This window comes from Vibrio artabrorum, from assembly GCF_024347295.1.
Lineage (GTDB): Bacteria > Pseudomonadota > Gammaproteobacteria > Enterobacterales > Vibrionaceae > Vibrio > Vibrio artabrorum.
In genome coordinates this window covers 1,053,611-1,077,954 of sequence record NZ_AP025459.1, presented here as the reverse complement: position 1 = coordinate 1,077,954, position 24,344 = coordinate 1,053,611, and the positions used below count along the sequence as shown (strand labels likewise).

Below are 24,344 nucleotides of genomic sequence, written 5' to 3'. Positions count from 1 at the left end.
CTGTTTAACCTCGACAATGTGATCCTGATCTCTATATAATCCGCGCTTCGTTTTATGTTTAATCCATACTTTCGTACTGCTTATTTAGGCGTGTAAACACGCTTAATCATTATCTGTCAGTACATGCTTAGGAATTAGTTCTTTGATATCTACCGCGAACATCACAATGCAATTTGGCGCAGAGCCGCTGTTTGAAAACATCTCTGCTAAATTTGGTAACGGCAACCGCTACGGTTTGATCGGCGCCAATGGTTGCGGAAAATCAACGTTTATGAAAATCCTAAGTGGAGCGTTAGCGCCAAGTTCGGGCAACGTGTCGATCACGCCAGGAGAAAAACTGGGGGTTTTAAGCCAAGATCAGTTCGCGTTTGAACAGTATAGCGTAATTGACGTTGTGATCATGGGTGACAGAAAGCTGTGGCAAGTAAAGCAAGAACGTGACCGTATTTACTCTTTACCAGAAATGAGCGAAGACGACGGTATGAAAGTCGCTGAACTTGAAAGCGAGTTCGCGGAAATGGATGGCTACACAGCAGAAAGCCGCGCCGGTGACATCCTAATCCAAGCCGGTATCGAAGAAGAGTTCCACTTTGGCTTGATGCAGCAGGTTGCTCCGGGGTGGAAATTACGTGTTCTTTTGGCGCAAGCGTTGTTCGCAAACCCAGATATTTTGTTACTCGATGAACCAACCAACAACTTGGACATTCACACGATCAACTGGCTTGCTGAAGAGCTAAACCAGCGTAAATGCACAATGATCATCATTTCGCATGATAGACACTTTCTCAACTCTGTATGTACGCATATGGCGGATATAGACTACGGTGAACTGCGTATTTACCCTGGTAACTACGAGTACTTCCTCGAAGCATCGGGGTTGATTCGTGACCAACTTCTAGCGAGCAATGCTAAGAAAGCGGCTGAAATTAGTGAGCTTCAAGATTTCGTTAACCGTTTTGGTGCGAACGCATCCAAAGCCAAACAAGCAAGTTCTCGTGCTAAGAAAATGGACAAAATCACGCTTGATGAAGTGAAATCATCCAGTCGTATGAGCCCTTCAATTGATTTTGGTGAAGGTAAAAAATTACACCGTCAAGCGCTAGAGATTCAAGACCTTGGTCACGGCTTCGATGGCGAAACACTGTTTGCTGGTGGTAACTTATTACTTGAAGCAGGTACTCGTCTTGCGGTTATTGGTGAGAATGGCGTGGGTAAAACCACACTCTTAAAATGCCTAGTGCAAGAACTGAAACAAAACGAAGGTATCGTGAAATGGTCTGAAAACGCATCGGTAGGCTACTGCCCACAAGATAGTACGTCTGACTTTGATAACGACTTAAGTATCTTCGATTGGATCTCACAATGGCGCACAGTGAAGCACGATGACCTAATGGTACGTGGTATTTTAGGTCGTCTATTGTTTACTGCTGATGATGCGAATAAGAAAGCGCGTAACTGTTCTGGTGGTGAGAAGAACCGTCTGCTATTTGGTAAGCTAATGATGCAAGACATCAACGTGCTTGTTATGGATGAACCGACCAACCACATGGATATGGAAGCAATCCAAGCGCTGAACGATGCGTTAAAAGTTTATACTGGTACGTTGATTTTCGTAAGCCATGACCGCGAATTTGTTTCGTCACTAGCGACCCACATTATTGATGTGAAAGACCAACAATTGGTGAGCTTCCAGGGTACTTATGAAGAGTACTTAGATCATCAGAAAAAGATGTTGATGGTGAATTTATAAGGAAGGTATTGCTCATAAAACACAAGGGGAATATGAGCGATAGCTAGCTGCTGATAGTAAAAAGCCCCGAGCATAATCGCTCAGGGCTTTTTATTTGGTATCGCAGATTCATGAATCTAGATTAGAAGCCGAATCGAGCAGACATTAAGATTTGATGTCCATAGGTACCATTATTTCGTAGATCGACACCAACAGAAAGTTGTTCGGTGGAGTGAAAACGAGCGCCAAAACCAACAATGGACTTAGTATCATCATTATCGATAAGCTGCCCCAGTCGTGCATTGACTTCAATATTTGCAATTACCCAAGCTCGCACCCCAATATTCACTTCTGTTTTGATCTTGTTTTCGTCATTGCGTTCGATGTTATGCAATAACATCTGACCATACATATCAGCGAACTGACCAATAGGGCCATTAAACCCTACGCCACCGGCAGCATCCCAGTCATCTTCGAAACCACTATCAATACGACCGATAAAATGAGCATTTTGAGTGAACAGGGTTGTGAACTCGCCACCAAACGTTGTTGGGCTTGCTCCCATGCGCATCTCGAATGTGTTGTAGTTAAAGTTGTTTGCAGACGCAGAGAATGAACACAGTGCAGCTAACCCTAAAAGGGCAGTCTTGTTTGTGCGACCTAGCATGGTAACTCCATATAAATTATATTTTCTAGCAGTATATACAAAATAGCTAGCAATATGCAGGCCATTTATTTGAAGTTGACCATTTTTTCTGTGTTTTAAGTGATCAATTTACAAAATTTGGATGTGATCGACTTCAATCTCGGGTGTGTTACCACCTTCATATTCACCAAAGATACGGACTTTGGTGTCAGCGGTTAGCGGCTGTAATAAGTGAATGTCGTCATCGAGTTCAATTTGAATTTCACGCTGTCCATCAGAGAAAATAAACGTGTCATTGTTGAGCTGACGAACAATCTTACCGTCTACAATCGCATCTTGCTCGGTAAGCATACGAGTGTTGTCGAGTAGACTGGCAATAGAAACCGTTTCGATCGGTCCGCTATAAACAATTCCGTGCTCGTGTTTATTGTCATCGTGGTCACTGGCAACCGCGAAAGTAGGAGCAAGAATAATAGTGGTTGCGATCGTCAATAGGGTGTTTTTCATGATGAATCCTTAGGTGTTGACTTTTGATTTAAACAATTGTTTTGAGGGCGACATTAGACAACGTTAAGATTGAATCCACAGTGAGCAAGGCATTCATTTTCTGTTCATTTTATTGAGCATCTACTCGGTAATGACGTTAATATAGTGCGAGATAAGTACCGTCTTAACGTTAGGTGTCGTGAGCCCATCCCATGATGATGATGTCTGTCGCCATTCTCTCGGCCATCAAGTGATACGAACCTAAGATGAAGAACACACAATTAAGGATTTCAATACAAATGCGATCACCACTAAGCGCCCTTATGGTTCAAGGGACAACATCAGATGCAGGGAAAAGTGTTTTGGTGGCAGGTTTATGCCGTGTTTTGGCTCGAAAAGGAATCAAAGTCGCCCCCTTCAAACCACAAAATATGGCTTTGAACAGTGCTGTAACCAAAGATGGTGGCGAAATAGGCCGTGCACAAGCAGTACAGGCACAAGCGTGTAATATCGAACCCAGCGTGCATATGAACCCAGTACTGCTAAAACCTAACTCAGATACCGGAGCGCAAGTTATTCTTCAAGGCCGAGCGCTGAGCAATATGGAAGCGACCGGTTATCATGATTACAAGAAAGTGGCGATGACTACGGTTATCGATTCTTTTGATCGACTTTTTGCAGAATATGAAAGCATCATGATTGAAGGTGCTGGTAGCCCCGCTGAAATTAATCTTCGTGAAAATGATATCGCCAACATGGGATTTGCTGAAAAAGCGGATATCCCGGTAATTATCGTGGCAGACATTGACCGTGGTGGCGTTTTTGCGCATCTCTACGGCACATTAGCGCTATTGTCTGAGTCCGAACAGGCTCGCGTAAAAGGCTTTGTCATTAACCGCTTTAGAGGTGATATTGCGCTTCTTCAGTCTGGTTTAGATTGGCTAGAAGAGAAAACAGGAAAGCCGGTCATTGGGGTATTGCCATATTTGCATGGCTTTAATCTTGAAGCGGAAGATGCCATTACTTCTGCACAAGAATCTAATGGGGAGGCTAAGCTTAAGGTTGTGGTGCCTGTGCTAACGCGAATCAGTAATCATACAGATTTTGATGCGTTGAGGCTTAATCCATCGATAGATTTGCGTTATGTCGGCAAAGGTGAACGACTCAATAACGCTGATTTGATCGTGTTACCGGGTACAAAGTCTGTTCGAGCGGATCTGGATTATCTAAAACAGCAAGGGTGGGATAAAGACGTTCAGCGTCATCTACGCTTGGGTGGTAAAGTGGTCGGGATCTGTGGTGGTTACCAGATGTTAGGGAAGCTCATCCACGATCCGAGTGGTGTTGAGGGGGATCCTGGTAGCAGTGAAGGGCTCGGATATCTCAATATAGAAACGACCTTAACGCAACAGAAAACGTTAACCAATGTGCGCGGTACTATGACACTTGATGGTAAAAAAGCGCCAGTCAAAGGGTATGAAATTCACGTTGGTAAGACGGATGTCAAAGAAGCACTGTTGCCGATTCAATTGGAATCAGGCAGCCTAGATGGCGCAGTGAATCAAGATAACTCGATTTTTGGTACTTATCTACATGGCGTGTTCGATAGTAGTGATGCACTATCGCTTATTTGCGAATGGGCAGGTGCCAACGACGTGACATCGATTGATCACGAACAGCTTAAAGAGGTGGGAATTAATCGAATCGCAGATGCTATTGAAGAGCACTTGAATCTTGACTTACTTTGGCCGGAACTCCCAGTGTTAACCAGAACTGAACAAGAATCATAGATAAGAGAGAATAATGAGAAAGCAAATCATCCTTTTTAGCCTAGCGTTTAGTTCCCTGTTGAGTTCGATGAATATTCTGGCCGCAGAAAAGCTACGAATTTACGCCGCATCATCTATGACCAACGCTGTTAACCTACTGGTTGAAGAGTTTGAGAAAGAGCATTCAGTCGATGTCATCCCTGTGTATGCGAGCACGTCTTCTTTGGTGCGACAAATTGAACGAGGAGCACCCACCGATATTTTTATTTCAGCAAACGACACGTGGATGACGTATTTAGTCGATAGGAAGCTGGTTTTGAGTGACAATGTCACAAACTTGTGTGAAAACGAACTCGTGCTGATTTCTCCGAAAGGAACATCGGTAACATTCGACCAGTCAAAAGGTGAACAATGGGTTAATTTTCTGACTAATGAAAGGCTTGCGATTGGCAACACGCTTTCGGTTCCGGCTGGTATTTATGCGAAAGAAGCATTAGAAACATTGGGCGTATGGGATGATGTGAAGAACCGATTAGCACCAAGTAACAATGTTCGTATGGCGTTGGCCTTAGTCGAGCGCGGTGAAGCGAAGCTTGGCATTGTCTATAAAACCGATGCGTTACTCTCTAAAGAAGTGAACTTAGTGTCGACATTTCCATCCGATCTACACACCCCTATACGTTACCCTGTAGCGAATTTGAGCAATAAGGCCATTGCGAAAGACTTTTATGCTTTCCTTAAGAGTGATAAAGCCAAAGAGATCCTGAATAGCTTTGGATTTAAAGTGAATAAATGATGTATTTATCGGAATACGAATACCAAGCTTTAATGCTGAGCTTAAAAGTCGCTGGATTTGCCATCTTATGGCTTATTCCTATCGGCATTGGTTTAGCGTGGCTGCTTGCTAAAAAACAATTTGTGGGCAAAAGTATTGTAGAGAGCATCGTCCATTTACCTTTGGTACTTCCACCTGTCGTCATTGGTTATTTGCTGCTAGTGATGATGGGCAGACAAGGCATCATCGGTGCGTGGCTTAACGACGTTTTTGGTGTGGTATTCAGTTTTAGTTGGAAGGGCGCTTCACTCGCTTGTGTGGTTGTGGCGTTGCCATTAATGGTTCGCTCTATTAGATTGAGCCTAGAAACGGTAGACAGTAAACTCGAAGAGGCCGCCGCGACACTCGGCGCTTCTCCGATTCGAGTGTTTTTCACTATCACCTTACCTTTAATGATCCCGGGGATCATAACGGGCACCATGCTTTCATTCGCGAGAAGCCTCGGTGAGTTTGGTGCCACCATCAGCTTTGTTTCCAATATTCCCGGTGAAACACAAACGATCCCACTGGCCATGTACACCTTTATCGAAACACCCGGCGCAGAAATGGAAGCGGCGCGCTTATGTGTTATATCTATCGTAATCGCGCTCGGCTCATTGATGCTATCTGAATGGTTAAATAGAAAATCATCGCAGCGTTTAGGGGGAAGAGCATGAGTGCTTTGATACTCCGGTACCAACAACAGCTTGGTGAATCGTTTTTTGACATTGATTTAGAATTGCCGAGTCATGGTATTACTGCCATTTTCGGTCGTTCCGGTGCCGGTAAAACATCACTTATCAATGCGATTAGTGGACTTAAACCGCCGGACAAGGGCGTAATCAGTGTGTCAGGACGGACCTTATTTGATAGTGATAGTGGCATTAACTTGCCGGCTCATAAACGTAACGTGGGTTATGTGTTCCAAGAGTCGCGATTATTTCCGCACATGAAGGTGGTGGCGAATCTTAAGTACGGAATGAAAAGGGTCGATAAAGCGCACTTTGAGCAGATAGTCTCTTTGTTGTCTCTCGGTTTATTATTAGACCGTTACCCGGTAAGCTTGTCAGGGGGGGAAAGGCAACGTGTTGCGATAGGTCGTGCTTTGCTTTCTAAACCAAGCATTTTACTGATGGATGAGCCTCTAGCGTCTCTCGATTTACCCCGTAAGCGCGAGGTGATGCCTTTTTTGGAAAATCTCTCTGAAACGGTTCAGATCCCGATCATTTACGTGACCCATAGTCTTAACGAAATTTTACGCTTGGCAAATCAGTTAGTGATAATCGACCAGGGGAAAGTCATTTCATCCGGCAGAACGGAAGAGGTATGGGCATCAAGAGCCATGCAACCGTGGCAATCTTTCTCAGAACAGAGCTCACTATTTGAAGCACGCTTAACGGAACATAATGATGATTATGCATTGTCACGTTTGACAATAGGGAAATCGACGTCGTTATGGGTTCAGAAGGTATCCAGCGAGATCGGTACTGCTTTGAGACTGCAAGTTAGGGCAAACGACGTTTCTATTTCGCTAGAAAAGCCAAATGGGACTTCCATACGTAATATTCTCCCTGTGACCATTAAAAGTATAGAGACGCACCAGCAAGGCACAGACAAACAGAGTGTGTCTGTCGAGTTAGAGTTAGAGTCTGGATGCTATCTATGGGCAACCATTACCTTATGGGCACTGGACGAGTTGAATCTAGACATAGGGCAACGTGTTTACGCGCAAATAAAAGGTGTGAGTGTCGCTCAACGAGATATTGCCGTGACGCATTGATTTGTTTATTGATGTTTGACATTAACGGCGCAAAGAGAGACCAATGTCGTGTTATACCGGATAAATGGACGTTTACGTCACAATCTATGTGTCTGAGTGAGCATTGTGACAAACGAAAAGACACCATAGAGCAATAAAGGCAATGGAATGCGTGGGCACAAAAAAAGCCGCGAGTTTGAACTAACATGCGGCTTAGTCATTACTATGCTGTTGGCGCTTAGATTGTGTTCAGCGCTTGGCGACTTACTTAGTAAAAACTTCTTTAAAATCACGCTTCAAGATAGCGTCGCGACGAGCTTTCTTGATTTGTTTAACCATGTCTTTGACACAGTTGTGTAGAACTTGGTCTAGCAGTTGCGCACGGTACTCTTCTTTTTCTTCATCAGTCATGTCTTCAGGTAATTTAAGAGTTGGGAACTCTTCCATTACATTGATGCCTGCAAAAGCTTGACTAACAGAGATAAGCGCGTGGAATTGTTCGAAATTGTCTAAAACATTTTGTGCGCTTGCTGGAAGGCTGCTCCATGCTTCACGTACTGCTTCCTCAGACACTTCATGAATAGAAGTAACCATAAAGTGCATCTCTTTTGGAACTTCATCAAATTCGATAACTTGACGAAGCTCTGGTGAGACAGTGGCTAAATCGATTTCTTGTGGTTCGTTGCTTGTCGCGTCTGACATAGTATTTCTCTTCAAAAAGAAACTATGCTAAAAAAATCTGTAAAAAAGTCAACATAATATAGAAATTAGGGCATGATTTAAGCCTCAATTTGAGCTACTTTCAATATTAAGCACTAGATAAAGGTGATGTGATGATAGAAAAAGGTTCATCGATGCGCATATTGTTGGTTGATGACGTTCAACTAGATCGGATGCAACTTGCTATTCGACTCAAACAACTGGGTCACATTGTCGAAGCTGTTGGTAGCGGAAAACAAGCCCTGAATGTTTATTGTGATTTTGATCCTGAACTTGTTTTACTTGATATTAGTATGCCAGACATGGACGGTTTTGAAGTGGCGAGCGAAGTCCGTAGGCAATTTCCTGAATGGGTACCTATCATCTTTTTAAGTGGGCATGAAGAGCCTGAAATGATTGCTAAAGCGATTGATGCAGGGGGCGACGATTACCTTATCAAACCTGTTAATAAAGTCGTTTTGAATTCCAAGCTGATTGCCATGCAGCGCATTGCACATATGAGGCGAGAGTTAAAGCAAAGTACTGCCAAACTTGAAGAACTGAATATACTCCTACAACAGCAAGCTAATGAAGACGGTTTAACTAAGTTATATAATCGTCGATATATGGATACTAAGCTTGAAGAGAGCATTGCTTGGCATGGGCGAAGAAAGGTATGTATGTCAGTGATTCTTTTAGATGTAGACTTTTTTAAGCCTTACAATGATAATTATGGGCATATTCAAGGGGATAGATGCTTACAGAGCCTCGCAACTATCTTAAAGCGATTGTTTGTACGTGCCGGTGAATATGTAGGTCGCTATGGTGGAGAAGAATTTATTCTAATTCTAAGTGATACCGATGGCGAAAACGCTCATGTACAGGCTTCGCGAATCAAAGAAGCGCTGCATGAAATGAATTACGCGCATGCTCATTCTAGGGTGTCTGATCGGGTGACCGTGTCGCAAGGTGTTCTGTCATTTGTACCTAGAGGGGATGAGCCTATCGCCTCAATTTATGAACAGGTGGATCAATCGCTTTATCAAGCAAAACAAAGCGGCAGAAACACCTTTATACATCACAGCATTGTAAAGCTTGCTCGTGAATAGGCGAACTCATTTAGATATTTGATTTTATACTTCTAATAGCACTAAGCTAGGAAGCAATTTAGTGAAAAAATATGTCGTATTTTAAGTTTTACTCAACAGTATTAACAAACAGGGCAACCGTATTATCACTGCTTTGTACTGTTTTTCCCTCGGTAGTTAATGCTTCTGCGTTGTCAAATTCTTCCAGAAAGAATATCGAACAAACGTTCGCGGCAGGCGTATTGCTTAACGATACGGATGTATTTACCTTTGGCGTTAATAATTTCGATCCGAATAAAGTCTTTCGTTTAGATAATGACCAAATTGGCTCCAGTGACTCGGTGGAGCGGAGACAAGATATTACATCGATAATCCTGCCATACACGTTTGAACTGCCACAGTACATTGAAGATAATCATCAAGAGGTGACCTTACGTCTGTCTGCCCTAAGAATTGAAAAGGACATCTCGTTCGCCCCTAACGTGCAGAGTGATCTTCAAAAAGAATCGGTTGTTTCTGGTTATGTCGAATTTGCTAACATAACCCAATTAGATGACCACTGGAGCTTCACTTCTGCGATTGGTAACCACTTTTCTTACTATCGTAACGACTTTGAGTATCGTTCTTCAATCTCTGAGCCCATTCGAGGATTATTAGATGGCGTCTATGTTAATACTGACGCATGGGCATACATCATTGAGCCTAAAATCAAACTCACATATGAAGATAAGAGTGACTGGGGAAAATACAAATTCAGTTCCAGTTGGCATTACTTCAAAGGTGTTGGATGGGGCGAGGCGAATAATGGTAACGTTGGTCGCCCTGAAGGTTGGTACATCGCAAATGAGGCGAAAGTATTCTATGACTTGATACATTGGGATAAAAACGTCACCTCGATGTACTCGAGTATCAAAAGGATTGAAATTGGTGGTGATACTGTTAATTCAATGGGGACGAGATCTTATTATGAAGGCAGTATAGGTTGGTTGCTCGACCCTAACCTTTTTAATGATTGGGTTGATAACGTAGGTATCGGATTTACGATCAATTACGGAAGTAATCTAAAAGGAGGGAGCTTGGTTATTTTCTTTAACCAAGACTAATGACCTTCTCTTCTGCTTGTTGACGCTTCTGTTCGGCTTACTGCAAACTATTGCGATACCAAACTTTCGCATAGCCTGTTTCGGCCCGCTTCTTTGGCTTTGTAAAGTGCGTTATCAGCAAGTTTCAATACATCTTCAGGCTGTTTGGTTGTTGTGTTATCAGACAGACCAATACTTATGGTGACGTTTACCGTTTTCATCGGTTGGTTACTATACCCACGTTTTTTTATGCCTAATTCATGATTCTCCGGACGACTGTTGGTATTACGAATAATCATGTCGTATTTCTGTATATTAGCAATGAGCGTTTGTAAGTGTGGCTTTACTTGTTCAGCATGCTTACTTTTAAAAAGGATCGTGAACTCTTCACCACCGTAGCGATAAGCACGAGCACCACCGCCTGTCTCGGTAATAAGGCGGGCTACCAGTCTTAGTACGTCATCACCGATATCATGCCCGTAGGTATCATTAAACTTTTTGAAGTGATCGATATCGATCATCGCCATTGAGTATTTACGGCCTAAATGTTTCATATCAACTTCTAACGCATGTCGGCCAGGGATGTTAGTCAGTTGGTCGTTAAATGCCATATCGTGGCTTGCTGACATCACATAAATGATCATTAAGAGCCCTAATGTTGAAAACATAGTGCTTGAGATGAATTGGACATCAAAAAGGATGAATGTGCATGATGTAAGTAAGATAGTGCTATAAACCACAGCATCAATAGAGCGGTTATAAATCAAAACTAAAATGGATGTTAAGCCCAGTAAACTTAGACTATATAAAACAAGAACAAATGGCAGTCTAGATAAGCCGTTAACCGTAAATAGGACTCCTTCACTCCATGATTTAAAACCGCCATCTTGGAAGTAAGATACAAAAAGCTGTGCCCAAATGATAAACAGCGCGACGATGATGGCATAAAGTAGCATCGATTTTGAGTTAACGCCGTTATTCGGAAACGCATAGACCAATAAACAGGCAACGGGTAGTAAAGTAGCCAGTAGAGACAGCTCAAGTAAAGTCGTGCCGGTATTCAGTGGCGTTTGCAAACGAATTTGGATTATGAGGTACGCCACAAGTAAGCTAAGAGACACCATTGCCATTCTACCTTGTCTGAAGGTATGGCATAACAAAACGGCAAAGCTCAAAAGAATGTACGGCAGGTTGCTAGCAAAGCCTAGGTTTGAAACCGTCACATGGATGACACTGTTCATACCTAAAAATATCATTGCCAACAGAACTAGGGGAGAGCAAAATCGAAACAAGCTCGACGTTACGAAAGAAGATGTCATTTATATGGTGAACCTGAGTTTACTGATGATCTTATAATGTTCATATAGGTCACATTTTAATATGCCATTGCCAAACTTTTGCACACATTGGTGTAAGAGCAAGGCATACACTCCATTCGATGCACCCTATATGTATTTGATTTGCTATTCGTGTTAGAGCAAGCTAGACATTATATATGAAAAATCAACGAGTCGTTATGGATACTTATCAAAAGGTCATATGTAAACATTAATGGTCAATATTAGTCCATTATTAAGAATGACATTATTAAACGCTATAGACGGAGATGTGGTATGCAAATCAGTGTGGATGTACATAACTATATGGAAACACTCGTTGGACATGTTTTGAGTAGTGATAAATATGTTTCTAGTTATACCAACGAACAGTTGGCTGATCTTGCATGCCTGGCGTTGGGTCAACTTAAACCCATTTATATCCGCTTTGATATCGATTTTCTTTCCGCATTGCCAGAAAACAAATTGGTGCTCTATAAACGAAATAGTGTGATTGCGGTCAAAAATGCAGAAAGCATGATTATTGACGATCGAAGACGTGAACGTGACGACAATGTTCCCGTAATATTTAGTCAACACATATTTGATGATGACGTAGAATTACAATGGTATGAAAAGCCGTTGTTGAATGGCAAATAGTCATGATATTTTAAAGGCAGTTCAGTTAGTTAATGAGGGTTAACCAGTGGGATTTTTTTCTAGATTATTTGGTGGTAAAGAAAAAACTGAACAAAAAGTAGAAATTGAACCAGTGGAATACAAAGGGTTCAGTATTTACCAAGATGCCATTGCAGAGTCTGGTCAGTACCGCGTTGCTGGGCGAATTGAGAAAGAAGTCGATGGCGAAATCAAAACTCATCGCTTTATTCGTTCTGATGTCGTTTCAAACAAAGAAGATGCTAATCAATTGATGCTCAAAAAATCACAGATGTTCATTGATCAAATGAGCGGTAATATTTTTAGTTAATCAATTAATATTAGGTTGATGTCGGTCATCATTTATGGAACTTTCAAGTGTCTATGTTGAAAGTTTTTTTCGTTTTAGATACAAGGACCAGCGAGTGGGTTGTTACTAAAAGGGTGGCTAGTCAGTGATTTGAGGCATTGCTTTAAGGAAGCCAACTTTTGTCGAAATGAAGCGCCGAAAACTCAACTAAATCGTTATAAGTAATAACTTTTCCTGTTCTTTGAATAAAACGCTTGAAGTATTAGTTGTCGTTAGATACAAACGAACAAGTCATTGTGCCAATAGTCAAGGAATCGCTATGCAAATTGGTGTACCAAGAGAAACACTCGCGGGAGAAACGCGAGTCGCTGCTTCGCCGAAATCGGTAGAACAGCTATTAAAATTAGGGTTTGAAGTTTGTGTTGAGTCACAAGCTGGTGCGTTAGCAAGTTTTGAAGATGCAGCGTATGAACAAGCTGGAGCAAAAGTTGTTACCGCCGATGAGGCTTGGAAGTCCGATATTATCTTTAAAGTTAACGCTCCGATCGTTGACGATAATAAAAATGAAATCGAATTACTCAAAGATGGCGCAACATTGGTCAGCTTTATTTGGCCAGCGCAAAACCCAGAATTAATGGAACAATTGTCCACTCGCAATATTAACGTGATGGCGATGGATTCTGTCCCACGAATTTCAAGAGCTCAAGCACTCGATGCATTGAGTTCTATGGCAAACATCGCAGGTTATCGTGCTGTTGTTGAAGCCGCGCATGAATTTGGTCGATTTTTTACCGGTCAAATTACAGCAGCTGGTAAAGTTCCGCCCGCAAAAGTATTGGTTGCCGGTGCGGGTGTTGCTGGCTTGGCAGCAATAGGCGCGGCGGGTAGCTTAGGCGCTATCGTTCGTTCGTTCGATGTTCGCCCTGAAGTAAAAGAACAAGTTGAGTCAATGGGCGCGGAGTTCTTGGAAGTGGATTTCCAAGAAGATACCGGTGCGGGTGATGGCTACGCTAAAGAGATGTCTGAAGCATTCAATAAGAAAGCCGAAGAGCTTTATGCCGCTCAAGCGAAAGACGTCGATATCATCATTACAACGGCGCTGATTCCAGGTCGCCCTGCGCCTAAGCTGATTACCAAAGAGATGGTAGACAGCATGAGTGCAGGTAGTGTGATTGTAGACCTTGCGGCAGCCAATGGCGGTAACTGTGAATACACGGTTGCGGATCAAGTCATTACAACGGCGAATGGCGTAAAGGTTGTCGGTTACACCGATATGGTTGGTCGTCTACCGACTCAATCATCTCAACTGTATGCAACGAATCTAGTTAACCTGCTGAAACTGCTTTGCAAAGAGAAAGATGGCAACATCAATATCGACTTTGAAGATGTTGTTCTGCGTGGTGTTACTGTCGTTAAAGAGGGCGAGGTCACTTGGCCAGCTCCACCGATTCAAGTTTCAGCTCAACCACAACAAGCTAAGCCAAAAGCGGCCAAACCAGAGCCTAAAGTTGAAGAACCTGTTTCTCCAATGAAGAAAGCGGCAGGCATGGCAATTGCTGTTGGTGCATTCGCTTGGGTAGCTTCGGTTGCTCCAGCTGCGTTCTTATCTCACTTTACCGTTTTTGTTCTCGCTTGTGTGGTGGGTTATTACGTAGTTTGGAATGTCAGCCATTCTCTGCATACGCCTTTGATGTCCGTGACGAACGCGATTTCGGGGATCATTGTAGTAGGTGCACTGTTACAGATCGGACAAGGAAGTGGCGTCGTCACGTTCTTATCATTTATTGCCGTATTAATTGCAAGTATCAATATCTTTGGTGGCTTTACCGTGACCAAACGTATGCTTGAAATGTTCCGTAAAGACTAAGGAGTAACAGATGTCTGAAGGATTAGTACAAGCAGCTTATATTGTTGCTGCTGTATTTTTTATCATGAGTTTGGCTGGATTATCGAAACAGGAATCTGCACGTGCGGGTAACTATTACGGTATTACAGGTATGGCAATCGCATTGATCGCGACGATCTTTGGCCCTCATTCTGCTGGTATTGTGTGGATCATTATTGCAATGGTGATCGGCGGTGGCATTGGTATCCACTACGCAAGAAAAGTAGAAATGACTGAAATGCCTGAGCTGGTGGCTATTCTGCACAGCTTTGTGGGTATGGCGGCGGTACTTGTGGGTTATAACAGCTATATCGATCCACCGACTGCTGTTTCGATCAACCCTGCAGATATTCATGCAGAGCACGTTATCCACTTAGTGGAAGTGTTCCTTGGGGTATTTATCGGTGCGGTCACTTTCACGGGTTCTATTGTTGCGTTTGGTAAGCTTCGCGGCGTTATCTCTTCGTCTGCATTGAACATCCCTCATAAGCACAAGTGGAACCTAGCGGCTATCGTAATTTCTGCACTGCTGATGATCATGTTTGTGAAAGCGGATGGCAGCATGTTTGCGTTAATGGTGATGACACTGATTGCTTTCGCATTCGGCTATCATTTAGTGGCATCGATTGGCGGCGCTGATATGCCAGTCGTGGTTTCTATGCTGAACTCGTATTCTGGTTGGGCAGCAGCAGCAGCAGGTTTCATGCTGGCGAATGATTTGCTTATCGTAACCGGTGCGTTGGTTGGTTCGTCGGGTGCAATTCTCTCTTACATTATGTGTAAGGCGATGAATCGCTCGTTCATTAGCGTTATTGCGGGTGGATTTGGCCAAGAAGTGGCTGTGTCTGATGGCGATGAAGAGCAGGGTGAACACCGTGAAACATCAGCTGAAGATGTGGCTGATATGCTGAAAAACTCAAAATCAGTAATTATCACTCCTGGATACGGCATGGCAGTAGCACAAGCTCAATATCCCGTTCACGCCATCACTGAAAAGCTGCGTGCTCAAGGTATTAAGGTTCGATTTGGTATCCACCCTGTTGCTGGTAGATTACCGGGTCACATGAACGTACTGCTTGCTGAAGCAAAAGTACCTTACGATGTCGTTCTTGAAATGGACGAAATCAATGATGACTTTGATGATACAGATACGGTATTGGTTATCGGTGCGAATGACACTGTGAATCCAGCTGCGTTAGAAGATCCAAATAGCCCAATTGCTGGTATGCCAGTACTGGAAGTTTGGAATGCTCAAAATGTTATCGTATTTAAACGTTCGATGAACACGGGTTATGCAGGTGTGCAGAATCCATTGTTCTTTAAAGAAAACACGCAAATGCTGTTTGGTGATGCGAAACAGAGTTGCTTGGGAATCTTAGAGCACCTTTAATCTTAAAATAAGAAGGAACTCGTTATGAGTTCCTTCTATTTACTGGCCTATCTTGCAGCGAGCTATCCTCCAATCGTTGTCACGTGTGATACTTATTGTTTTTCGTCCCGTTAAAAATTTATCTTTGACAGCAGATGGTATATATTTGATTGGTCAATATTAATTTGTGCTAGTTTGTGATCATCAAAAGAACTTTTATCCTCCTTGTTAGTCTGTTATCCATCTCGGTAAATGTATTTGCTGAAGATTCTTTACCTGAGCGTATCGATAACTTCACTAAACTATTTGATCATGAAACGGCTATTGAGTCTTACGATATTCGACTGCTTCAAGCTGATTATCCTACTCGATTGATTATGCCGTCCTCAATGCTGCCACAAACGGCCCAATACCCATTAAAAGACATCCAACGCTTATATCAGTTATCTAAAACCTGTAGCGGTAAGTTACCATTAAGCCCCTTAATTACGGAACCTTTGGTTTTTACCCGAGCATTATGTAAAGGAACTAAACTGTCCGACCGTTGGTTTAGTCGTAGTGGTTTAATCCATCCTGGCGGAGGGTCTTATGCCGCAAGATACGTTGAACAGCATCCTGAAAAGTTCGATGACTTAAAGCGCTTTATGCACATTCAAGAGCGACCAAACACTGAACACGATGAACTGTTATCTCGGTTGCAAAAAATGGATAGTGACGCTATTACTGCGCTGTTATCCGGTGCCAGCATGTTTGTTGAGCTTGACGAGATGTGGGTGAAACGTGGTGACAGGTATTACTTATATAAAGAGTCTGTCTGGAACGAAAATGCAACGCAAGTTGGATTATCATTCAGCTTGTCGTCAGAAGGCAATAGTTGTTTCGTGCAGCGTGGTAACGTGTGTTGGGAGATCGAAGATCACTCAGAGCTGCTGCAAGTCGCGATGTTTATTTTGCTCATAGCGAATATCGCGCTTGTGTCGGGTTGGTCACTTTATCGCTGGAATAGCCGTAAGCAAGAGATGAAAAGCCGTATGTTGGTACTTCAAATACTGACTCATGAGTTAAGAACACCCATTGCGAGTCTATCATTGACAGTTGAAGGATTTAGACGTGAATTCGAACAGTTGCCAGAGACAGTATATGACGAATTTCGTCGATTATGTGAAGATACTCGTCGCTTAAGGCAGTTGGCGGAAGCCAGTAAAGACTACTTACAATCGGATAACCAACCATTGGCCACTGAGTGGGTGCCAAGCGTAGAAGATTGGCTACAATATAAAGTTGAAGAAGATTTTGCACCGGGAATTGAACTGCGTGTGAATAAAGATATTGCTGCAAAAGTGAACGTATATTGGTTAGGTACTTGTATCGATAACTTAATCAGAAACGCCGTAAAGTACGGTGTGCCTCCTATAATACTAGAACTGAATACTTCTGACAAAAAGCTGACATTTAAAGTTATAGATAATGGAGACTTATCCCGCAAAGATTGGGGGCAACTAAGAAAGCCATTCGTGAGTAAGAGTGGGCTAGGTTTAGGTCTGACAATAGTGGAATCTATGGTCGGAAAAATGGGCGGTCATATGACGCTTATCGGCCCCCCAACAACATTTATTTTGGAGATACCTTGTGAAACAGACATTGCTTCTCGTTGAAGATGATAAAAATTTAGCTGACGGTTTATTGGTTAGCCTTGAGCAAGCTGGATATGAATGTTTGCATGCAGAGCTCATCTCTGAAGTTGAAGGCTATTGGGAGCAAGCGGATCTTGTGATTTTAGACCGTCAACTTCCTGATGGTGACTCAGTAGACTTTCTTCCAAATTGGAAGAAAAAGAAAGACATTCCGGTTATTTTACTGACGGCTCTCGTTACCGTAAAAGATAAAGTGGCAGGCCTAGATTCGGGGGCAAATGATTACTTAACGAAGCCATTCGCTGAAGCTGAGCTTTTTGCTCGAATTCGTGCCCAACTCCGTCTACCAGACACCGAAGAAAAAGATGAATCAAAAGTAACTGCTCAGAATCTTGTTATCGATAAAGCCACTCGTGAAGTATTTTTCCATGAGCAAGAAACAACGCTAACGCGTACTGAATTTGATCTTCTGTTGTTCTTAGCAAGTAATCTTGGACGCGTGTTTACACGTGATGAACTGCTTGACCATGTGTGGGGTTACAATCACTTCCCAACAACCCGTACCGTCGATACCCACGTGTTGCAACTTAGGCAGAAGCTACCAGGCTTAGAAATCGAAACATTACGTGGTGTTGGTTATAAGATGAAAGCGTAATGAAAAAAGCCTTACTTCCTGTATTAATGTTATTGAGCCTCATCAATACGGCGCATGCTGCTGATTGGTTTAAGAATAATGATGCGTTAACTCAAGTTCACAAACATTTATTAAACAATGACTTACCTCAGATGTTTGATTCATTGGTGGAAGTTTGGCAAATCAACGCTTCGGAGTATCGAGAAGAGCATCTTAATACACTGTTTGCTCAAGCATTGAACAAAGATTGTGGAAAAACTCTTACTAAAAAGACGTTACCTGATTGGATCAGCTCTGTGGTGATCAAAAGAATGATGATTCAGAGCCCCGGTCGAGACACTTTCCGTGTAGAAATCAATGTCGAGTCTAGTAACAACATTAAAAATATCACTTTCGAGAAGTGGGTAGATAAGGTCGTTTCATCAGACAGTGAATTCTCTAAAGATGACCAAGGGGGCAATGGCTCGTCTGATCATCGATATTACAAACGGTACAATCTGTCTACGCAACTTAATCCAGGCTTGTATCGTTTGAGCGTTAAAACTGACGCTCGGGATTCTTGGAGTACTTGGGTCATTCTCGGTAAGGTTGTTACGCGTCAACAAGTTCGTTGGGCATCCAAAGATACTTGGTTAATTGATAAAAAAGAGCTATTAAATCCTTATTGTCCATTGCCTAAGCTCGACGTTGGTTTGTTCGATTATGTCGACGAAAAATATGACAAGGTGTGGGGTAAAAGCTATGAATCTGATTATCCCAAAAGCTTAGCCAATGAAGACTTACCAAATGATCGCTATGTATTGGCTGTTTCAATGGTGCAATCTCGCTGGCAAGGAGACATTTCAGTCGAACAAGTACAAACGATCAGTAAAACGTATGATATTTCTAGCGAAGAGGAGTTAAAGTAATTTAGAATTGTGCCGTTAACTAAGTAATGGATCTAATAAAGATGAACGGCATGAACAAAACTACTAAGCTACTCGCAGCGTCAATTGCATTCGCCAGTCTTCCTCTATCAGCAGCAAACTACGCGATCGAAGCGCGTGGTGATGCGATGGGTAGTGTTGGTGTGGTTTCTGCAAACTTCCTAACTGCGCCATTCTACAACCCAGCACTGGTTGCAATCTATCGTAGAAACGATGACATAGGTATGATTACGCCGAGTTTTGGTGGTAGTTATAATGATCCTAACGATATGAAATCAAATATCGACGACGTCATCGATGCAACGAACACGTCTGATCTCGATGCCGCTCTCAACAAGCTTGATGGTAATCAAGCCAATGTTAATCTCGGCGGGGTAGTTGCATTTGCCCTCCCAAATCGATTTTTAGCAGCTAACCTTTTTGCTAAAGCCTATACCGAATCATTTGCGACACCTGAGGTTTTTACTACCGGTAGTGATATTGATAAACTTGAACTGTCTGCCATTGAGGCTGTTTCAATTGGTGTCACCGAAGTTGGGCTTTCTCTTGCGAAATACCAAACCTTTATGGGGCAGCACCTCTCGTTTGGTATCACACCAAAAATTCAACGTATTTATACATACAATTACGTTGCTTCAGTTAACGATTACGATTTATCTGACGTAAGAGAAAATGGCGGTGGTGAAACAGCCTTCAATATGGATGCCGGTGCACTTTGGTTCTTCGGCCCATTCCGAGTCGGTGTGTCAGCAACTAACTTGCTCGCTCGGGATATTGAAACCAAAGATTCAAGCAAAGAGCTAACAAGCAGTACGAGCCGTGCTACTCATCAAGTGGGCGGTAAATACACTTATAAACTGGAGCCTGTGTATACGGTAGGAGCGGGTATTGTCGCAGACTACTTTACGCTAAGTGTTGATTACGATTTAAATGAAGCTGAAAAGTTTACGTCGTTTAAAGACAATGAACAGATGATTCGTGTTGGTACCGAAGTCGATCTGTTGCGTCAACTTAAGCTAAGAGCGGGCTATTACAAGAACCTAGCTTACTCTGATTCAGAGGGAACCGTCACTGCCGGTATTGGCCTGTCACCATTAAACTTATTCCAGTTAGATATTAGTGCTAACTACACGAATGAAAATGCAATGGGCGCTTCTATCAATTTCCTTGCTAGTTACTAACACTCCTTATATAGTTCTGCTCCCAAACAAAGGAGCAGAGCATGCTAAATGACTTACCAACCCTTTCTCATGAAGAGCAACAAAAAGCGGTTGAACGAATTCAAGAAATGATGACCCAAGGTATCAGCACCGCACAAGCGATCAAAATCGTGGCTGAGCAAATTCGTGAAGAAATGAGCAACAAAGAAGAGTAGGGCAATCGCCCTTCTTTTTTGGTGCACTGGCGCACTATAACTAAATTTATTTCTCTCCAATATTTTATTCTGCACTCATTAACATTAAACTCAACCGCACTCCGTAAGACGCTATCTTTACTTTTACCCTTTAACATCAGTTACTTACCGTAGAGTAATCGACTTTGTCGCGTCATAAACAAAGCTCACCTGTAATAAAGCTACAGAAAGTGGTGAATGAATAACATCCAGCTATAGGGGTGTCAGTATTTCTGTCACTATGCGTAAGTTATTAAAATATCGTATTTTTTAAGAGTGCGTGATGCTGTAACTTCCAATTTTGAAGTTTGACAAGATCTAGATGAGAGAGATAAACGGAAAATAGCGGGTCTACATAGGTTGTAAAGTTACTTGTGGATTTGCAAAGTTAGTTAAAAATGATTTGGTTTGGTCTAAAGCTAGATTTAAGCTAATAGTAAACACAAGTGAGGTATCCAAACTATGGAGGATATCGGTCTTTTTATTTAGTTGCAGTGTCACTTTTTAAGCACTAAAGATCTTAGTTAGAGGTAATCTCAACTTTTTAAATCACTTTTGTTTGCTTTTATCTTTGAGGTGAACTCATATAATTCTATCTAAGTGGCATTACAGTTATGCTCTCAACAGGAATGTAGCTAGGTGTAATTTTTGAGGCACTTTTTTGAATATACCAATAAGAATTAATGATCAATTCTAGTACACACTACAAATAGAACAAATAGAACAAATAGAACAAATAGACTCGTCGCGTATGTAAGATCTTGAACCTAACCAACGGCCACGCCCACAAGGTTTACACACCGTACCGACTCATGGATACAAACCGATACATAAGGTCACAGAAGTCTGCGTAATGGTGACCAGGCTTCTCATCATTAACCATGTCAATTGGAGACCATACATGTAAATATTGGTTAGCGAAGTTGTCATGTGAAAACTCGAGTCGTTTGAGGCACTCAGTTTAATCGAGATTTAAAGGAAAACTGCCGTTGAAAAAAACTCTCCCACCACTGCGTATTATGTACGTTATGTTAAATTGGTTTTAATAGTAAATAGGCAGCTCTTTTTTGCATATATGCCCTGCCTTTGAAGTATCGGTATTCTGATACTGTCTATTTAACCATATTAGGTATTTACCATAAAATACCTAATATCCAGTGATCATAATCTTCGATTGTCTCACTGGAATTAGTGAAAGATAATTAACCGCCGGCGAATTTAACTTTGTAGCCTTTCTTTTCAAGATGCGCTTTAATTTTATCGCGAGCATCACCTTGAATTTCAATATGACCATCTTTAACTGAACCGCCACAGCCGCAAACTTTTTTAAGTTCTGCCGCCATTAGTTTCAACGGAGCATCATCTAGGTCTAAGCCCGTAACGACTGAAACCCCTTTGCCTTTACGACCTTTTGTTTCTTTTTGGATTCGAACAATGCCATCACCCTTAGGGCGTTGGATTTTTTCTTCTTTAGGTGTGATACGACCTGTTTCTGTTGAATATACAAGGCTCATAATATTATTTCTTTTGTTGCTCTGCTTTTTGTTTAGCAAGTAAGTAAGCTTCTATATGACGCTGAATTGCCATTTTTCCACCTTTAATTAGGCGCCCATTAAACATGCAATACCACGCATTCGGCTCACCGGTGTCATTCTTAATTTGATAGCCGTTGAAGCTCTCAGTTCCACCCGCTCCTCTAGGCTTACTCAACGCTGTAAACTCTTTAGGATCGATAATAGATGCAGTATCAATCCACCAATCGATGCTTTTTTTTACGGCCGCAAGATTGCCTTGAATGACATTCTTCTTTAACTTAGCTTGCCAGATTGTGTTATTGGCATCTATCGATTGCAAATGGATGTTGCGATAAATTGAATTAGCCATATCTATTAATCATCTTTTTGTTTTCACTACACTAATCATAAGTATACTTTTCATCATATCAAGAATAATATGGTTAAAATAGCTGCTGAGGTACAGTAATTTGAGAAAAAAAGTCCCTATTTTAACCGAAACCGTAATAATTAATGCTTTTGTTGACAAACTGAACAGCCAAGCGAGCGTTGAAATTATTGATGAATTAACAGGGTGCCAGTATTCTCGCAACTCATTGTTAGCTATTTATAATGACTGGAACCGCTATCATGCCTTTTGTGTTAAACATAGTATCAATACGCTTCCAGCCTCTATTACTGCCGTTCGTCGTTTTCTCGAAACTGAATCCCAAATTAGAAAATTTGCATCTATTAAACGTTACACTGCAACACTGAGCTTATTACATACGGTGCTAAACTTTGCCAACCCAATAAAGCATAAGCAAGTCCGCTTTACTCTGCTCCACTTACAGGCTCGAATGGCTGGTGACGCTAAGCAAACCCATGCCATGACATCAGCACACCTTACTCAATTAAATTCGCTGCTTAAACATAAAAACGCAAACTTAAAAGAAATTCGTGACATTGCTATTTACAATGTGATGTTTGAGTGTGCTTTAAAGCGTTCAGAGCTTAAAGCGCTATCGATGCGAGATATTAAAAGTCGCGATCAAGGTTATCAAATCACCATCAAACATGCGGCTTATAAGCTGTCAAAAAGGGCCAATGATTCACTGCTTCAGTGGCTTTCGTTTGCCGGTAATGACGATGACCTCCCATTGTTTCGCGCAATAGACAAGCATGAAAATATTGGACTTCAACCTTTAGATGATTCGTCTATCTATAGGATATTGAGAAATGCGAGTGATCTGCTTAGTCTGCCAGGGAATTATCATTTTTCAGGAAATTCAATTCGTATCGGTGCTGCGCAAGAGTTATCGAAACAAGGCCTTAAGGTAAGAGAAATTCAGAGTTTTGGACGCTGGCTTAGCGTAGCAATGCCAGCGCAATATGTTGGGCACGTCGCTACAGCCGAAAAAGAAAAAATGAAATTTAAAGCGATAGTGCCTTGGCAATAAACTCAAAAAGGCACTATGTAATCTTAGATACGTTAAGTTTAGACGAACTAAAGGAGGCTGGTTCTAACGCAATTTTCTAGGAACTCGCTAAATTTATAACCGTCGTTTTCAACCATTTTCGGGAACATTGAAATTGGTGTCATACCTGGGAAGGTATTGACTTCATTGAGGTAAATCTTATTGTCTTGCGTTAAGAAAAAATCAATACGCGATAAGTGACGAAGCTTCATTTGAGTAAAGACTTTACGCGCGCTATCTGCAATCAACATTCGTTGCTCGTCGGTTAGGTTGCTCGCTTCCACTTCGGTGATAGAGTGACTGTTGGCGCTGTATTTTTCTTCATAAGAATAGAATGCACCATTTGGGGCAATCACTTCGCCCGGCTTACTGATGTGAAGTTCTCCATCCATTTCATAAGCTGCAACTTCTAGCTCTCTCGGTATCACTGATTGTTCAATAAGTACTTGATCCGAGAAGGTAAACGCCTTGTTTATCGCTTCGCTTAAGTCTTCAACTTGATTGACTTGATAACAACCAACAGAAGAACCTTGTCGAGCTGCCTTTACGAAAACTTTTCCCCAAGTATCAAACGCTTGAGTCGCTTGTAAGTGCGTTTTTTCTGTGTTGTCAGATAAGAACAAGTATGGCGTATTTGGAATACCAAGTGCGTCATACCATAGTTTAGATGTGATCTTATTAAAGCTGTTGTTACTTGCTTCAGGTCCACAACCTAGATACGGGATTTTGGCCATTTCAAACAGAGATTGAATGTCACCCGTTTCCCCTGGGAAACCGTGAATGCAAGGCACGATGAAATCGACTTTAGATTTGAGATTGTTACCACATAAAGTTTGGTTATTAATATCAAGATAGACTAACTCTCCCGAATCAAGACACCAACCTTCACTCTTAATCTCAACTCTTAAAACATTAAAATCTGCAACGCTATTGAGTTCAGCATAAAGATAATTGGCTGAAACTACGGACACTTCATGCTCAGAAGATCCACCGCCGCAAAGTAAAAGGATGTTTGTGGTGTTCATGGGTAAATTCGGTCCTTGAAACTAGGAATACTGACTGCAATGATAAACAAAAGTCGAAATAGGTACAGTGTTTTGAACACGAAAATCGCGTTCTTATGATCGAGCGATTAACTATTAAACAGAACTGTTTGTCTTAAAAATAAAAGAAGGAG

General features: G+C 41.9%; 24 protein-coding genes. 17 read left to right on the top strand and 7 right to left on the bottom strand.

Translation table 11 applies throughout. The annotated features are described in order from the left end of the window. Positions 1–142: 142 nt before the first annotated feature. Complete coding sequence (locus OCU36_RS18810; protein ID WP_261840026.1) at positions 143–1,750, top strand: ABC-F family ATPase; 1,608 nt, start codon at positions 143–145, stop codon at positions 1,748–1,750. A 121-nt stretch (positions 1,751–1,871) separates the two neighbouring features. On the opposite strand, the gene OCU36_RS18805 is transcribed toward OCU36_RS18810, so the two are convergent. Both OCU36_RS18805 and OCU36_RS18800 read right to left on the bottom strand, forming a co-directional pair. Continuing rightward, positions 1,872–2,396: a hypothetical protein gene (locus OCU36_RS18805; RefSeq protein ID WP_261840025.1), complete on the bottom strand. Its 525-nt coding sequence runs from the start codon at positions 2,394–2,396 to the stop codon at positions 1,872–1,874. A 108-nt stretch (positions 2,397–2,504) separates the two neighbouring features. Further along, on the bottom strand, positions 2,505–2,882 hold the full coding sequence (locus OCU36_RS18800; protein WP_261840024.1) for a YgiW/YdeI family stress tolerance OB fold protein: 378 nt from the start codon (positions 2,880–2,882) through the stop codon (positions 2,505–2,507). A gap of 278 nt (positions 2,883–3,160) precedes the next feature. On the opposite strand from OCU36_RS18800, the gene OCU36_RS18795 reads away from it, so the two are divergent. The 4 genes from OCU36_RS18795 to modC are packed head-to-tail and all read left to right on the top strand — an operon-like array spanning position 3,161 to position 7,224. Further along, on the top strand, positions 3,161–4,651 hold the full coding sequence (locus tag OCU36_RS18795; RefSeq protein WP_261840023.1) for a cobyric acid synthase: 1,491 nt from the start codon (positions 3,161–3,163) through the stop codon (positions 4,649–4,651). A 13-nt stretch (positions 4,652–4,664) separates the two neighbouring features. After that, positions 4,665–5,426 (top strand): molybdate ABC transporter substrate-binding protein, encoded by a 762-nt coding sequence (gene modA / locus OCU36_RS18790; protein ID WP_261840022.1) that lies wholly within the window; start codon positions 4,665–4,667, stop codon positions 5,424–5,426. Beyond that, entirely contained in the window at positions 5,423–6,121 is a 699-nt protein-coding gene (gene modB / locus OCU36_RS18785; protein ID WP_261840021.1) for a molybdate ABC transporter permease subunit, read from the top strand. Before modA ends, modB begins: the two co-directional genes overlap by 4 nt. Further along, a complete protein-coding gene (modC, locus tag OCU36_RS18780) occupies positions 6,118–7,224 on the top strand; it encodes a molybdenum ABC transporter ATP-binding protein ModC (RefSeq protein ID WP_261840020.1) in 1,107 nt (368 codons plus the stop codon). The genes modB and modC overlap by 4 nt, the downstream gene beginning before the upstream one ends. Before the next feature lie 243 nt (positions 7,225–7,467). Here the strand turns inward: modC and OCU36_RS18775 are convergent, their stop codons facing one another. Next, positions 7,468–7,905: a DUF3069 domain-containing protein gene (locus OCU36_RS18775; RefSeq protein ID WP_261840019.1), complete on the bottom strand. Its 438-nt coding sequence runs from the start codon at positions 7,903–7,905 to the stop codon at positions 7,468–7,470. Between the two features lie 131 nt (positions 7,906–8,036). Between OCU36_RS18775 and OCU36_RS18770 the strand changes: the two genes are divergently transcribed. Further along, positions 8,037–9,011 (top strand): diguanylate cyclase, encoded by a 975-nt coding sequence (locus tag OCU36_RS18770; RefSeq protein WP_261840018.1) that lies wholly within the window; start codon positions 8,037–8,039, stop codon positions 9,009–9,011. Positions 9,012–9,082: 71 nt separating this feature from the next. Then, positions 9,083–10,093, top strand: a complete 1,011-nt coding sequence (locus OCU36_RS18765) for a Solitary outer membrane autotransporter beta-barrel domain (protein ID WP_261840017.1) — start codon at positions 9,083–9,085, stop codon at positions 10,091–10,093. A gap of 47 nt (positions 10,094–10,140) precedes the next feature. Here the strand turns inward: OCU36_RS18765 and OCU36_RS18760 are convergent, their stop codons facing one another. Continuing rightward, positions 10,141–11,391, bottom strand: a complete 1,251-nt coding sequence (locus tag OCU36_RS18760; protein ID WP_261840016.1) for a GGDEF domain-containing protein — start codon at positions 11,389–11,391, stop codon at positions 10,141–10,143. A gap of 294 nt (positions 11,392–11,685) precedes the next feature. Here OCU36_RS18760 and OCU36_RS18755 point away from each other — a divergent pair, with 294 nt between their 5' ends. From OCU36_RS18755 to OCU36_RS18715, 9 genes are all read left to right on the top strand, one after another. Beyond that, positions 11,686–12,048, top strand: a complete 363-nt coding sequence (locus OCU36_RS18755; RefSeq protein WP_261840015.1) for a late competence development ComFB family protein — start codon at positions 11,686–11,688, stop codon at positions 12,046–12,048. 46 nt (positions 12,049–12,094) lie between these two features. After that, positions 12,095–12,376, top strand: a complete 282-nt coding sequence (locus OCU36_RS18750; protein WP_261840014.1) for an HlyU family transcriptional regulator — start codon at positions 12,095–12,097, stop codon at positions 12,374–12,376. Between the two features lie 298 nt (positions 12,377–12,674). Further along, positions 12,675–14,222 (top strand): Re/Si-specific NAD(P)(+) transhydrogenase subunit alpha, encoded by a 1,548-nt coding sequence (gene pntA / locus OCU36_RS18745; RefSeq protein ID WP_261840013.1) that lies wholly within the window; start codon positions 12,675–12,677, stop codon positions 14,220–14,222. A gap of 10 nt (positions 14,223–14,232) precedes the next feature. Next, a complete protein-coding gene (pntB, locus tag OCU36_RS18740) occupies positions 14,233–15,630 on the top strand; it encodes a Re/Si-specific NAD(P)(+) transhydrogenase subunit beta (protein WP_261840012.1) in 1,398 nt (465 codons plus the stop codon). 179 nt (positions 15,631–15,809) lie between these two features. Then, positions 15,810–17,264: a sensor histidine kinase VxrA gene (gene vxrA, locus OCU36_RS18735; protein WP_372040376.1), complete on the top strand. Its 1,455-nt coding sequence runs from the start codon at positions 15,810–15,812 to the stop codon at positions 17,262–17,264. After that, a complete protein-coding gene (gene vxrB, locus OCU36_RS18730; RefSeq protein ID WP_261840011.1) occupies positions 17,239–17,898 on the top strand; it encodes a response regulator transcription factor VxrB in 660 nt (219 codons plus the stop codon). The genes vxrA and vxrB overlap by 26 nt, the downstream gene beginning before the upstream one ends. Continuing rightward, positions 17,898–18,785, top strand: a complete 888-nt coding sequence (locus OCU36_RS18725; RefSeq protein ID WP_261840010.1) for a DUF2861 family protein — start codon at positions 17,898–17,900, stop codon at positions 18,783–18,785. Before vxrB ends, OCU36_RS18725 begins: the two co-directional genes overlap by 1 nt. A 50-nt stretch (positions 18,786–18,835) precedes the next feature. After that, positions 18,836–19,984 (top strand): conjugal transfer protein TraF, encoded by a 1,149-nt coding sequence (locus tag OCU36_RS18720; RefSeq protein ID WP_261840009.1) that lies wholly within the window; start codon positions 18,836–18,838, stop codon positions 19,982–19,984. Positions 19,985–20,025: 41 nt separating this feature from the next. Then, positions 20,026–20,178, top strand: coding sequence for a YoaH family protein (locus OCU36_RS18715; RefSeq protein ID WP_004731009.1), 153 nt, complete (start codon positions 20,026–20,028; stop codon positions 20,176–20,178). 1,220 nt (positions 20,179–21,398) lie between these two features. On the opposite strand, the gene yciH is transcribed toward OCU36_RS18715, so the two are convergent. Continuing rightward, positions 21,399–21,710: a stress response translation initiation inhibitor YciH gene (gene yciH / locus OCU36_RS18710; protein WP_261840008.1), complete on the bottom strand. Its 312-nt coding sequence runs from the start codon at positions 21,708–21,710 to the stop codon at positions 21,399–21,401. A 4-nt stretch (positions 21,711–21,714) separates the two neighbouring features. Beyond that, the gene (locus OCU36_RS18705; protein WP_261840007.1) at positions 21,715–22,080 is read right to left on the bottom strand and encodes a DUF3319 domain-containing protein; all 366 of its coding nucleotides are present in this window, start codon (positions 22,078–22,080) and stop codon (positions 21,715–21,717) included. A gap of 100 nt (positions 22,081–22,180) precedes the next feature. Here OCU36_RS18705 and OCU36_RS18700 point away from each other — a divergent pair, with 100 nt between their 5' ends. Continuing rightward, the gene (locus OCU36_RS18700) at positions 22,181–23,149 is read left to right on the top strand and encodes a tyrosine-type recombinase/integrase (RefSeq protein WP_261840006.1); all 969 of its coding nucleotides are present in this window, start codon (positions 22,181–22,183) and stop codon (positions 23,147–23,149) included. A gap of 47 nt (positions 23,150–23,196) precedes the next feature. Here OCU36_RS18700 and OCU36_RS18695 read toward each other — a convergent pair whose 3' ends face one another. Beyond that, positions 23,197–24,192: a D-alanine--D-alanine ligase gene (locus tag OCU36_RS18695; RefSeq protein ID WP_261840005.1), complete on the bottom strand. Its 996-nt coding sequence runs from the start codon at positions 24,190–24,192 to the stop codon at positions 23,197–23,199. Positions 24,193–24,344: the final 152 nt, after the last annotated feature.

Excerpts from the sequence above, each read along its gene's own strand:
- OCU36_RS18805 (WP_261840025.1), bottom strand. The coding sequence starts at position 2,396 with ATGCTAGGTCGCACAAACAAGACTGCCCTTTTAGGGTTAGCTGCACTG.
- OCU36_RS18800 (WP_261840024.1), bottom strand. The coding sequence starts at position 2,882 with ATGAAAAACACCCTATTGACGATCGCAACCACTATTATTCTTGCTCCT.
- OCU36_RS18795 (WP_261840023.1), top strand. The coding sequence starts at position 3,161 with ATGCGATCACCACTAAGCGCCCTTATGGTTCAAGGGACAACATCAGAT.
- modA (WP_261840022.1), top strand. The coding sequence starts at position 4,665 with ATGAGAAAGCAAATCATCCTTTTTAGCCTAGCGTTTAGTTCCCTGTTG.
- modB (WP_261840021.1), top strand. The coding sequence starts at position 5,423 with ATGATGTATTTATCGGAATACGAATACCAAGCTTTAATGCTGAGCTTA.
- modC (WP_261840020.1), top strand. The coding sequence starts at position 6,118 with ATGAGTGCTTTGATACTCCGGTACCAACAACAGCTTGGTGAATCGTTT.
- OCU36_RS18775 (WP_261840019.1), bottom strand. The coding sequence starts at position 7,905 with ATGTCAGACGCGACAAGCAACGAACCACAAGAAATCGATTTAGCCACT.
- OCU36_RS18770 (WP_261840018.1), top strand. The coding sequence starts at position 8,037 with ATGATAGAAAAAGGTTCATCGATGCGCATATTGTTGGTTGATGACGTT.
- OCU36_RS18765 (WP_261840017.1), top strand. The coding sequence starts at position 9,083 with ATGTCGTATTTTAAGTTTTACTCAACAGTATTAACAAACAGGGCAACC.
- OCU36_RS18760 (WP_261840016.1), bottom strand. The coding sequence starts at position 11,391 with ATGACATCTTCTTTCGTAACGTCGAGCTTGTTTCGATTTTGCTCTCCC.
- OCU36_RS18755 (WP_261840015.1), top strand. The coding sequence starts at position 11,686 with ATGCAAATCAGTGTGGATGTACATAACTATATGGAAACACTCGTTGGA.
- pntA (WP_261840013.1), top strand. The coding sequence starts at position 12,675 with ATGCAAATTGGTGTACCAAGAGAAACACTCGCGGGAGAAACGCGAGTC.
- pntB (WP_261840012.1), top strand. The coding sequence starts at position 14,233 with ATGTCTGAAGGATTAGTACAAGCAGCTTATATTGTTGCTGCTGTATTT.
- OCU36_RS18725 (WP_261840010.1), top strand. The coding sequence starts at position 17,898 with ATGAAAAAAGCCTTACTTCCTGTATTAATGTTATTGAGCCTCATCAAT.
- OCU36_RS18720 (WP_261840009.1), top strand. The coding sequence starts at position 18,836 with ATGAACAAAACTACTAAGCTACTCGCAGCGTCAATTGCATTCGCCAGT.
- OCU36_RS18715 (WP_004731009.1), top strand. The coding sequence starts at position 20,026 with ATGCTAAATGACTTACCAACCCTTTCTCATGAAGAGCAACAAAAAGCG.
- yciH (WP_261840008.1), bottom strand. The coding sequence starts at position 21,710 with ATGAGCCTTGTATATTCAACAGAAACAGGTCGTATCACACCTAAAGAA.
- OCU36_RS18705 (WP_261840007.1), bottom strand. The coding sequence starts at position 22,080 with ATGGCTAATTCAATTTATCGCAACATCCATTTGCAATCGATAGATGCC.
- OCU36_RS18695 (WP_261840005.1), bottom strand. The coding sequence starts at position 24,192 with ATGAACACCACAAACATCCTTTTACTTTGCGGCGGTGGATCTTCTGAG.